This is a genomic window from Moorena sp. SIO3H5, assembly GCF_010692395.1.
Classification (GTDB): Bacteria; Cyanobacteriota; Cyanobacteriia; order Cyanobacteriales; family Coleofasciculaceae; genus Moorena.
In genome coordinates this window covers 1-11,873 of sequence record NZ_JAAHHS010000240.1, presented here as the reverse complement: position 1 = coordinate 11,873, position 11,873 = coordinate 1, and the positions used below count along the sequence as shown (strand labels likewise).

Genomic DNA, 11,873 nt, shown 5'->3' with positions numbered 1-11,873 from the left:
ATTGATTCCCCCCCCTCTCATCTGGCTGTGGAACAGGCATCTTGCCTGTTTCATTTCCAGGCAGGCAGGATGCCCACCCCACTGATATTGATCCCCCCCCTCTTATTCCCGATTCCCGATTCCCGATTCCCGATTCCCTGTTCCCGACTTCTGAAAGAAGTCAACATAGCAATTTTCGTCATTCGCATCAGAATTAAACTGGTACTCCTGCTCAGCTGCTAACTTGGGATCACCTGTTGAGGTGGATCTGCATGAATGTCTATCAGCGGAAGCTTTATGCTCTAATGCATCAGGAGCTCCAAGACCAAAGGGCATTAGCCTGCTACGGAAACAATCTAGATCAGCTGCAAAACTGGTGGCAGCAACTGGTAGACCAGCAGGAGCAAAGTCAGGTTCTGCCGAATGCGATCGCTAGTTCCTCTGACCGGGTTAATCTAGGCGCAGTTATTAACACAGAAAGTAATGATTGTCAAGTCAAGCATCCTATCAGCGGTCAACAGCACCAGATAGACTCTTTTAATCAACAAGAAATACCACTACTCGGGGATATTGCTACAGAACTGGATGAGAAAAAAGTGTTTTGGTGGCTCTGGCGGTTCTATCCAGAAATTAGAGCCAAGGAATATCCAAATGCCTTACTGGTTCCAGCTCATAAAATCTTACCCGATTGTCCAATCCACAGCTACAACAGCACAGTTTCTGCCCTAGTTGGTGCCCTCTATCCAGAAGATTGGCAGCTAGGAAAGTCTCACGAGCATCCCTATTTACTATTATTCACCTTCTCCCCAGTCCAGGAATTTATTAAAGCTTCCCGCAAGTTTCTTGATTTCTGGGCAGGCTCCTATTTACTCCATTATCTAAGTGTTAAACTCTGCTGGCATATTGCTCAATTGTATGGTCCTGATTCCGTAATTACTCCCTCCCTCTGGAGTCAAGAGATTATTGACGCCCTGATGATTCAGGAATTTGACCAACCAGAAGTAAATGATACAATTTTTCGGGATAGTTTTCAACAGTATTACCTAGATGAATTAGATCCAGTTAGCCGTTTTGATGATAATAAATCGACTAGTCTGAGTACTGCTGGTTTTCCTAATATTATTACCGCTGTCGTACCAGGAAAGGAAGCGGCTGAAACATTGGGTAAAGAATTAACTGATAAGCTAACAGAGGAATGGAAAGCAATTGCTGAGCAAGTGCGGGAACATATAAAACAGAAGGTTATTTCATGGCTGAATGAATACCAAAATCAGCAAAAGCGAGAGGAAATATTACAAGACTTTTCTGATGCTGACTACAAAGCTTGCCAGCGAGACTTAAAAAAATTGGAGCAACCTGGTTGTTGGGAGTGGAATACACTCTGGCATGCTCAGATAGAAAGTTCTTGGCAACCTTACTGGACTGCAGTACCGTTGGGTAATCCCGATCAACCACTGGTAATTACCAGAAACGACCAGGAAACATTTGATAGCAAATGGAAAGACGCTCAAAAAGCGATCGCGTTTTCCCGTTCTGGCCAAAAGATTCCCACGGAAGCAGAAGAGAAAGCTTTCCATACCCTTAATGTCGGTACATGGTGGGCAATCCTACAAGCTACATTAGGAAAATCTATTCAAGCTGTTAAGAACACCCGCACTTGGCAGATTCCCGTTGCCCCAGGAGAGCGCTCCACCCTTTCTGGTCAGTTTAGTGCAGTGCATCCCAATCTAAACTATAGAAGATTTCCCGAAGGTGGAGGTCTGTCAGCTCGTTCCATGCGCCTATTCTGGCGGTTGATGGCGGCAGTTTATCCAGGAGGACTGTTCAATGGTTCAGAAAAGCTCAATGCTTTGGAATTGACCAAGCGTATGGCTTGGCAGTACGGTGGCGTTGGTGAATCGTTGGGTATTGACTACCAACAATTCATTCGCTTTCCTAACTTGAGTTCCATTGCTGCAGCACGATTTGCCCATGACCATCCTGAAGTAATCCGCCAATACTGGCAGAATCTGAGACAATTAATTGACCAAGAGTTACCTGATTTTAAGGATAATTTTCGCTCCTGTACCGGTAATTACCCGTTTCAAGTTCCCAAGACTGATAACACAATTAATCCCAACAACAACGAAGGTGAAAATTTCAACGGTGTCATGTTTTCTAGTAGGTGGCTAGCTGATGATATGGGATTAACTCAATCTCGGGATGTTCTAAGACGGTTAGTAGAAACCGCTCATAAACAAACTGGTTTTAGTAATTGGTCTCCCGGTGATTGGTGGGTAATTGTTCTGGCTGATGGGGATGGCATGGGCAACTATGTTTCTGGTGCTAAGCTCAAGGAATATAAACACTACATACTTACAGACCAACTAGACCAATCTAGTCAGCAAGTTGAGGGATTTAACGAACTGCTAGAGACCAAAAAGCGCATGGGACCTGCTACCCATGTTGGACTGAATCGTGCTTTACTAGATTTTTCCAATCGCCTCGTGCCTTATATAACTGAAAAGCGCTTCTGCGGCAAAGTTGTCTACAGTGGCGGGGATGATGTGATGGCGGTGTTGCCTCTAGAAGACTTGCCGGAATTTTTGCGATCGCTTCGTGCGGCTTGGTGTGGTGCTGAAGACCCCCAACAAGAGTTTCACCCTAAAGGCGGTTACTGGTATCCCAACCAACCATTAGAAGGATTACCCGACCGTGCCCATTTCACCATGGGGAAGGGTGCCACCATGAGCATGGGCATTGTGATTGCTCATAAGAGCTTACCACTGCCCACGGTTCTAGACAACCTTTGGACTGCAGAGAAGGATAGAGCCAAGAAACTGCCAGGAACTAGAAAAGATGCTAATCCCGACCTTCCCCCTAAAGATGGTTTGTGCTTCCGAGTTATCTACGGTAGTGGCAATAGTTTAGAAGCACTAATGAAAGGACATTTACTAGACTATTGGTGGAAATTTATTCAGCATTACCAAGACATTGACCTCTCTCCTCTGCTGTATCGACTAGCAGAAGACTTGCCCAAACATGCTTGTGTAACCGAATGCGATCGCTTATTGAGTCAAGCAACCCAAGTTATCCTCAACCGCCGGGACGAAACCCTGTCTGATCAGGTTAAACATGCTTTACTAGACTGGATTAATCAATGGGAACATTGGGCGTTTCATGCCAGAAAAGCTGCTGGAGAAAATGCCCTCGGTACCCAAGAAAAGGATTTAGCAATGTTATTAAAATTCAGTGCTTTTTGGGTAGATAAGATGGTGCAACGTCAGGAATGGAGGGAACAGGGAACGGGGAACAGGCAATAGGTAAAAGGCAAAAGGCAAAAGGCAAGAGGCAATAGGCAATAGGCAAAAATCCCACCATTGAAGGCTAATATGATGTCAGGATAATTACCCTGTCTTGATGCAGTCGCTCATGGGGGAAACCCCCAAGACCGCGCTGCATCGCTTAATAACAATCTCCCCATCTCCCCATCTCCCCATCTCCCCATCTCCCCATCTCCCTCTAAAAAAAAATGCTATCTTGGTATACCATTGAACCCATAGATGTGTTGCTGTTTCGAGAAGAAAAACCCTTTAGTCCAGGGGAAGGGTCTTGGGCAAAAGGGAAGTTTCCTCCCATGCCCATTACGGTCTTTCAAGCCCTTCGTTCTGCTCTACCCCATTATGGATATAACCAGAAAGATAAGAAACGAAATTTAACATTTATCGGACCTTTTCTGTTAGATCAACAAGACACCCTCTGGTTACCAACACCAAAGGATTTACTCTGTGTTCGCAAAAAAGATGATCCTACGGAAGCAGAAGATAATCACAAAGATTCAACTGATACGTGGGATAAGATAAAGCGTCTTCAACCAAAAGATACTCAGCCCGGTTGGGATTATATCTGTTTTGATAGGGAGGAATTGCAACCGATGGTTCCTCCTCAACTTGAGGATAATGAATTTATCTGTGGTTCTCCTCAACCTTGGATTAAAGCTGAAGCCTTGATCAAGTATCTCCAAGGGAATAATTTTGAGAATAAAAAGGATAACAAGGATAACGATTACTTTTGTGATAACCCTTGGAGTCTACAAATACTACCCCATATCCATATGAAATCAGGGAGTAGGCAGGTACGGGATGAAGAAGGTTATTTCACTGAAATAGCAGTGCGTATGGATCCGGGATGGCGACTAGTAGCAGGGATTAGTACTAAAATAGACCAGACCGTAGTGCGCTTGGGAGGAGAGGGACATCGAGCTATTGTTTCCCCCATCAAGCCCTTAAAACCCTGGCAAGACTTGGAGCAGTTTTCTGAACAAAAATCCAGCAATTTCGCCTATTTACTGACTCCGGGAATAGCAGAAAAACAGAAAGCCAAGTATGGGGTTTATCCCAGTAATTGGAAAGATAATCTCAGAGGTTGTGTAAGCGATCGCCCTTTATTCTGGGGTGGTAGAACCCAGATCAAACGTCGGCTATTGAATTCTCAGGAAAAGGGAAATTGGCAGTCAGCTTTATCACCCCAACGGGCGTTTGTGGCACCAGGTACGGTTTATAGTTTTGGAGAAAACTTACCTAAGGATAAACTCCTGTTACCTGATAGTGATAATGATGACTTGGAAACCTTTAGGCAATTGAACTATGGAAAACTTTTGTGGGGAAAGATACAATGACAGTTAATCTTGCTTATTTATATCTACTTTCTCCCTTACATACTGGGGGAACCAGTCAAGAAGGTAATTTAGTAGGAATTGCCCGGGAATCTCATACTGAATTACCCTATTTACCTTCCAGTACAATTCGAGGTCGTCTTCGGGCAGCTACCTCCCAAGACCAAAGGACTAAATTATGGGGTAATACCATTGAAGATGTTACCTCTGGCAGTGATGAAAACCTCAAACAAGGAACTTTATGGGTAGGAGATGGAGCAATTATTTGGTTTCCTGTTCCTTCTCTAAGTCATGGGGTAGTTTGGGTAACATGTCCGTTTCTATTGAAGCGTTGGCTGCGTTTTATTGACCCAAAACCAACTGTCTTTCCTGACATTGGAAGTTTTAGCACAGGGAATCAAGCTAATCTTTATTTAAGAGATGCAATCTTCAAAAAAGAAAAGCTCAAGCCTTGGTCAGAGTGGTCGCAGTTTATTCCGAATGGCAGTGACGAAACTAATATTATGACCCAATTACTGGTGTTGTCAAATCAAAACTGTCGAGTGTTGATTGAATCGAGTCTATGGCGGCAGGTCAAAGTTAGACTAGATGAAACAAAAACTGTACAAGGAGGATTTCGCTACGAAGAAGCTATTCCACCAGAAACACTAATGTATTTTCCTTGGAGTACTACAGCAGCAGTTAATGGTAATGGCAGAGAAACAAAAGAGTCAAGTGATTTTAAACAGCTAATGAGCAAGCAATCTTTATTACAGCTAGGGGGACAAGAAAGTCTAGGCAGGGGATTTGTACGGCAATGGCTATCTGAGCAACAGGAGCAGTAATCATGTCTGATGAACTATACGATCCTCGTACATTTAGTAAATCGGTTTATAAAGCTTTGTCATATATCTGGCAAAAGCATCAGGATGACCGCACCAGACTCAAAGAACAATATAAGCAATCCGTAGAACTCTATAGTTATTTAGCTACTTGGGGAATGTTACGGCTAAAAGCTGAAGAGCAAGCTCTCAACCAGGATGGAAAAAAGGATATTGTTGTCATATTCTTTAAGACTCTGCAAGAACTTTCCGGCCAGACAGGGCTAGAGCAGAACCAGGGGTTAGATACCTTGAGTGATATGGAAGCAGAAGACTATCTGGGTTTAACCGGCTTGGGGTTGCAAATTGCTCGTGAATTCGCTTTTTGGGCAACTGCGGTTTATGCGGATGTCAAAGCCGAAGCTGAAGCCGAATGAGATAATTTTTGGAGAATCTGTCGATGACATCAAATCGTCCTAAACCAAAAAAGCAGGGAAATCGAAGCGGGAAGAATGGTGGCAAAAACCAACAGCCCTCCCTACCTCGCCCTTCTATTTGGCTTGACCCAGAAAATCCACCCCAAACTGCAAAAACAGCCAGTTTTGTAGAATATCTACGCTGGATGCGTACTCCCAATTCAGACACCAAGGACGGTACCAAAATAGAACTGTTGCAGAAAGCCATGGAGAATGCTGACTATGGCGATCGCTTAACTCAGCTTACCCGACGGACGCGATCGCTAGTTGGTCAAGAAGGGACAATCTTAGAATTGACTTGCCCTTGGCGTATCCGGGTTGGTGGTATTCTCGGTCCGGAAAATATTCTACTCCCCGCCTTCGACGCTTTGGGAATGCCTTACATTCCTTCCAGTACTCTACGAGGTGTTGCTCGTTCCCAAGCTATTCGGGAAATCATGGCACGAGATCATAGTTGTTGGGACAAGGCCGAGAAAAAAGTTGCCCCCTATTTTGGGGACCTAGAGGCTGATCAACAAGACCGCTGCGGTAAGGTTATATTTTTTGATGCTTACCCTTTACCTATGGTCCAAGCTAGCACCCCCAGCCAGGCTGGTAATCGAGGGGTGGCAGCAGTGAGAAGTAAAGCTAAAGCCGTCTCTAGGGCTCCCATGAACGGAGGACTAGCCGTTGATATCGCTAATAATATTTGGGGTTGGCAGGATAATCATCCTCAGTATATTTCCAATCCCAATCCCTTCTTTTCCCTTAAAGGGTCTACCTTTGTGATTGGCCTGCGTCCCATGTCCGGTTGTAGCCTAACAACGTTTAACCAAGTCAAGGATTGGTTAACTAAAGGATTATGTGAAAATGGTGCAGGTTCTCAACTCAATACTGGTTACGGTAGATTGACTCTTAACTCTAATGGTCAACTTAACAAACTACCCAGAGAATTATTCCGAGTAGAGTTTGAACTCGAAGGTCAATTAATTCACGGTTACCAGAAATCTAATTCTGATTCCTGGAAATGGAATCAGAAGAATCAGAGATGGTTGCATAAAGGTAAATCAGAGGCAGAGGTGCGTCCAATTGCTTTTAAATCTATGGTGCGCTACTGGTTCCGCACTTTGGCTTTAGGGGTGATACCAAGGGAACAGATTGAACAACTCAAACGCTGGGAAAACCAAATCTTTGGCGGTATCCAACCTCAACAGAAATTGGGATGGTTGCGCTGTCATATTCTGGATGGAAAGGTAGAACAAGCTCAAGGGTCTAATCGGAATTACCTCTGCGGAAAGCAAACTGGAATTCTAGTATTATCCCACGCTCCAGAAACCCCTATCAAGAGGCAACATGCCTTAACTCAATTGAGCAAAACTCTGACTTGGATAATGTTTCATCTTGGTGGAGTCGGACAAGGTGCTAGACGACCCTGCTACCAACGGTCAACCCTTCCCTACTGGCGTGGTTCTACTTTAATTCCTTTGACTAACACCAAGGAAGAAGAGGAGTTTTGGGATTTACCAGAAACTATAGGTAAGTTTACGAATTTATTCCGTTGCCGTCTGAAAGCCTTTTATCAAAGCTTGCAGAACTTAACTGAGCTTGATGTCGATTATGATAATCCTCAATCACTAGAGATTCGAGACGATAAAAATTGGGAGGAAGCTATTGATCGTAACTGCCAAATTGTGATCTGTAGTGGCAGACAAAAGAATAAGAAAATCTACGCTTTATCGGTTTTGCACAGTCCAGAATTTAACCCCAACGGTAACTATGATCCTGACCTTTGCGGACGCAGCAGTCCAGCTAAACCTTCACCAGTTTGGATATCCGATATTAACGCTGGAGATGAGATTGCTTACCAAGTGGTGACCGTGTTTGGTGCTAATGTCAATCCCCGTAACAAATTTCTTGAAAAATTAAAGCAAGAGGCAACTGCCCACACTAAAGTCTGGCCATTTCCAAAAAGTCGTTCATAATTTCGTCATTCGCATCAAAATTACTGACAGCCTCAGGTAGTATCCATAATTATAGTAAAAACAGCCCCGTAAGCTATCAGCTAATAGCTATCAGCTTAAGCGCTACGCGCACGCTACGCGAACAGTTATCAGCTATTGAATCAAACAGGTAAGCATTTGTTTAATCTGAGTTACGAAAAGCTGACGGCTGACCGCTGACCACTGAATGCTTACACCCCACCTATATTTGCTTAAAAAAGGTTAAAACATATCATGGCAATTCTTATCGCTAACATTGGCACGTCTGATCTAGCCGTCAAGATTGAAGATTACTACATTCCCGTAGGATTTGACCGAGAAGAGAAAAATCTACCTCTTGACGACCTCACCTCTAATCAAAAAGAGGTTTGGGAGCAACGATTACGTAATGATTTGATTACCGAATACGTCTGTCCTGAGTTGGGGGTAACGGTTAAAGAGGGAAAATTCTCCTTCCGAGAGTTGACAGAAAAACTATTATCTGAATATCAACAGAATCCCGAAAAATGGCATTATCGTATCAGTCCTGGGCGTATTTGGGGAGTTGTGAATACTGCCATTAAAACGTTTAACATTAAAACAGCTTACCTGTTTGTGACCAATCAGCCGGAAACGGAAACCAGGGGTTATCCTTCGGATACTATTTATTTATTTGAGATTTTAAAGTTGTGGTTTGATCGGGAACTTAACAGCAAATTAGAATTAAAATCCTGGGAGATTACCACTTCAGCTGTTGATCAAGATCAGCTGTTTGATGAATACTACAAGTTTTTTAATCAACGCAATCCCAGCGAGACTATTTTAATCAGTATGAAGGGGGGCACTCACCAAATGGGAACTGCCCTCAAGATGCAGGCAATTGCTTCGGTAATCCCCAAGCAACTATTTATTGACCCCCAACTCTCCGTGAAAAATATTTTATCCGGTGAGCCTTCAGCTTGTCAGTTGACTGCCTATTGGTATTATCTACAAAGTCAGAAATATCAAGCGGTGAAGTTACTACTCAAAGAACGTTGGGATTTTGACGGGGCAATTACGATTCTTAAAGACTGGCAAAAGGTTATTGGCTGGTTGCAGCAAAACCAAGTCCATGACCGAGGTATTGTTAAAACCCAGAATACTCTTGGGAATGCGATCGCACTTCTTTCTGTAGCTGTGGATTGCTTGAATTTAGATATCCCCAGTGCTAGAGAGCGCTTAACTAACCTTGAATTGGGAATTTGCGAGGATTTAAAAGGGCAATTAAAGGGTAAATCTGAGTCAAATATACTCAATTTATATACTCGCTGTCGTATTTATTGGGAATTAAATCAGGTATCTAATTTATTAGTAACTTTGTCTTCTTTTTATGAAGAGGTATTGTCCAAGTTACTAGAAGTGTTTGAGGGAGGACGTTTTTTTGAAAATCAAGATAAGTGGTATTTAGATATCCCAAAAATGCGGCAAGAGATGGGAGAGGAATATTGGCAAAAATTCTATAATTTGGAAGCACCATACAATTCAAGGTTAAAACCCGATCAGGTTGAGAAAGACCCGTTTTTTCAGTTAACTGGTCGTCCCAGTAAGGGTAATTTCCTTGAGGTTTTGGTCAGTTACTGCCAAGACACCCATAAACAGACTCATGGGGAAAAGGTTTTAGCTTCACTGAAACGTCTAGACTATTGGGCGCAGAAACGTAATCAGATGATTCATCAAAACCAGGGCATGTCTAAGAACAGGATGAAGTATGAATATGAAAATGATAAAGAAAAGAAGTCTGATGCTTGTCCCCCCGATAAAATCTGTGACGTGATGGCAGATATTTGTAATAGTGAGTTGGACATTGTTCACAAATATAATCGGCAAAAGTTTGTTGGTGATAAGGCGGATTATTATCTGTATACGCCGATTCGGAAATGGGTTATTGATAAATTGTTGAAATAGACATAATAAACGCTATAGTTACGATTAATTGTTAAAGTAGGCAATGCCTACTTTTTTTTATTTAAGGGTGAGTGTTTTTAGATTAATTCATTTTTTGAGGGAGATGGTAACAAGTCTAGATTCTAAATTCTAAATTCTAAATTCTAAATTCTACATTCTGAATTCTAAATTCTAAATTATTTGCCGTTTCCATTAATTCATCTCCTTAACGGAGATTGTAACCTCTGACATTGACGAGTTAGATAACTTTCAACCTGTTTCCATTAATTCATCTCCTTAACGGAGATTGTAACCTATGTAATACACCCAAAGTATATAGTATTGGTTGTTTCCATTAATTCTTCTCCTTAACGGAGATTGTAACTTCCATTTTTAGTTTTTGAAGCTTATAGTAAATTGAAAGGTTTCCATTAATTCATCTCCTTAACGGAGATTGTAACATATGGAGATGTCGTAAGTGATCCCCTTGACCCTGTTTCCATTAATTCATCTCCTTAACGGAGATTGTAACGAATTAGTTTTATTCATAGATTTGGATGGTACTGTGTTTCCATTAATTCATCTCCTTAACGGAGATTGTAACCTGAAGACAATATTGGAACCACCAAAATATTCACGTTTCCATTAATTCATCTCCTTAACGGAGATTGTAACATGGATTAAGTCAATAAATACATCTGGGATGGATACACCGTTTCCATTAATTCATCTCCTTAACGGAGATTGTAACAAACGGAATCATTTGTCAATCCTCTTCATCATTAATGTTTCCATTAATTCATCTCCTTAACGGAGATTGTAACATAGACCACCCTGAGTTCAAGGTTGTTGTTCCCACGGTTTCCATTAATTCATCTCCTTAACGGAGATTGTAACCTGAACCTTGTAAAAGTCCAATCCTTCTACTGCTCGTTTCCATTAATTCATCTCCTTAACGGAGATTGTAACGAAAGAGCGGGATAGCTCAAAACTTTTCCAAGTTGTTTCCATTAATTCATCTCCTTAACGGAGATTGTAACTTATCGAGAATTTTTCTTTGACCAAATTCATTAACTACGTTTCCATTAATTCATCTCCTTAACGGAGATTGTAACCTTCTTAAGCAGCGATACAAAGAAATCGATCAGTATTGTTTCCATTAATTCATCTCCTTAACGGAGATTGTAACTCAAATTAACCAAAGCTCAAGATACTTTGAATTATGTTTCCATTAATTCATCTCCTTAACGGAGATTGTAACTCTGAAATCCGGTTCAAGCCAGTTCTGACTGTTTCCATTAATTCATCTCCTTAACGGAGATTGTAACTTCATCAGAGCTTAAAGCTAAAACACTTTCTGTGAGTTTCCATTAATTCATCTCCTTAACGGAGATTGTAACTATTAAAGCTGGTTTATGGTCAGAATTATAAACAGTATAGTTTCCATTAATTCATCTCCTTAACGGAGATTGTAACTTACCAAGTCGGGGGACAAGTAATTGTTTACGAAGTTTCCATTAATTCATCTCCTTAACGGAGATTGTAACTAATGAGCTAATAGAGCAGTACCTAGCCGCTCATGGGGTTTCCATTAATTCATCTCCTTAACGGAGATTGTAACTCGAAAGTAAAGAACTTGAAGAGTTAGTAGCAACAGTTTCCATTAATTCATCTCCTTAACGGAGATTGTAACGGATTTTTGCGGTTTCCTACTCTAACCGCTTCCCGTTTCCATTAATTCATCTCCTTAACGGAGATTGTAACCGGTTTATCAAAAATGAGAAAGCATATCCTGACAACCGTTTCCATTAATTCATCTCCTTAACGGAGATTGTAACTTGTTTGCTATTTGCTCCATTGTTTACGGTGACAGTTTCCATTAATTCATCTCCTTAACGGAGATTGTAACGTTAGCAAAGCTGGACTAATCGTCCCCGGGAAGACAGGGTTTCCATTAATTCATCTCCTTAACGGAGATTGTAACACCGGTATAGCTACCGGACGTTGCTACAGAGTGTATCGTTTCCATTAATTCATCTCCTTAACGGAGATTGTAACCTTACCAAGTTAGCGGGAATGCAAC

General features: G+C 41.9%; 7 protein-coding genes and 1 CRISPR repeat array. All 7 genes read left to right on the top strand.

Annotated elements, in window-relative coordinates; translation table 11 throughout:
- On the top strand, positions 1 to 222 hold a 222-nt coding region (locus F6K52_RS23025; protein WP_293083265.1), incomplete at its 5' end, for a hypothetical protein.
- 29 nt (positions 223 to 251) lie between these two features.
- Positions 252 to 3,281, top strand: a complete 3,030-nt coding sequence (gene cas10 / locus F6K52_RS23020) for a type III-B CRISPR-associated protein Cas10/Cmr2 (protein ID WP_293083262.1) — start codon at positions 252 to 254, stop codon at positions 3,279 to 3,281.
- A 209-nt stretch (positions 3,282 to 3,490) separates the two neighbouring features.
- Entirely contained in the window at positions 3,491 to 4,636 is a 1,146-nt protein-coding gene (locus tag F6K52_RS23015) for a type III-B CRISPR module-associated Cmr3 family protein (protein ID WP_293083259.1), read from the top strand.
- The gene (locus F6K52_RS23010; RefSeq protein ID WP_293083256.1) at positions 4,633 to 5,457 is read left to right on the top strand and encodes an RAMP superfamily CRISPR-associated protein; all 825 of its coding nucleotides are present in this window, start codon (positions 4,633 to 4,635) and stop codon (positions 5,455 to 5,457) included. Before F6K52_RS23015 ends, F6K52_RS23010 begins: the two co-directional genes overlap by 4 nt.
- A 2-nt stretch (positions 5,458 to 5,459) precedes the next feature.
- Positions 5,460 to 5,870 (top strand): hypothetical protein, encoded by a 411-nt coding sequence (locus tag F6K52_RS23005; protein WP_293083253.1) that lies wholly within the window; start codon positions 5,460 to 5,462, stop codon positions 5,868 to 5,870.
- A 23-nt stretch (positions 5,871 to 5,893) separates the two neighbouring features.
- Entirely contained in the window at positions 5,894 to 7,870 is a 1,977-nt protein-coding gene (locus F6K52_RS23000) for an RAMP superfamily CRISPR-associated protein (RefSeq protein WP_293083250.1), read from the top strand.
- Positions 7,871 to 8,122: 252 nt separating this feature from the next.
- Positions 8,123 to 9,811 (top strand): hypothetical protein, encoded by a 1,689-nt coding sequence (locus tag F6K52_RS22995; RefSeq protein ID WP_293083247.1) that lies wholly within the window; start codon positions 8,123 to 8,125, stop codon positions 9,809 to 9,811.
- Positions 9,812 to 9,996: 185 nt separating this feature from the next.
- A CRISPR array of direct repeats spans positions 9,997 to 11,848; the repeat unit is 37 nt; unit sequence GTTTCCATTAATTCATCTCCTTAACGGAGATTGTAAC.
- Positions 11,849 to 11,873: the final 25 nt, after the last annotated feature.

Excerpts from the sequence above, each read along its gene's own strand:
- F6K52_RS22995 (WP_293083247.1), top strand. The coding sequence starts at position 8,123 with ATGGCAATTCTTATCGCTAACATTGGCACGTCTGATCTAGCCGTCAAG.
- F6K52_RS23010 (WP_293083256.1), top strand. The coding sequence starts at position 4,633 with ATGACAGTTAATCTTGCTTATTTATATCTACTTTCTCCCTTACATACT.
- F6K52_RS23005 (WP_293083253.1), top strand. The coding sequence starts at position 5,460 with ATGTCTGATGAACTATACGATCCTCGTACATTTAGTAAATCGGTTTAT.
- cas10 (WP_293083262.1), top strand. The coding sequence starts at position 252 with ATGAATGTCTATCAGCGGAAGCTTTATGCTCTAATGCATCAGGAGCTC.
- F6K52_RS23015 (WP_293083259.1), top strand. The coding sequence starts at position 3,491 with ATGCTATCTTGGTATACCATTGAACCCATAGATGTGTTGCTGTTTCGA.
- F6K52_RS23000 (WP_293083250.1), top strand. The coding sequence starts at position 5,894 with ATGACATCAAATCGTCCTAAACCAAAAAAGCAGGGAAATCGAAGCGGG.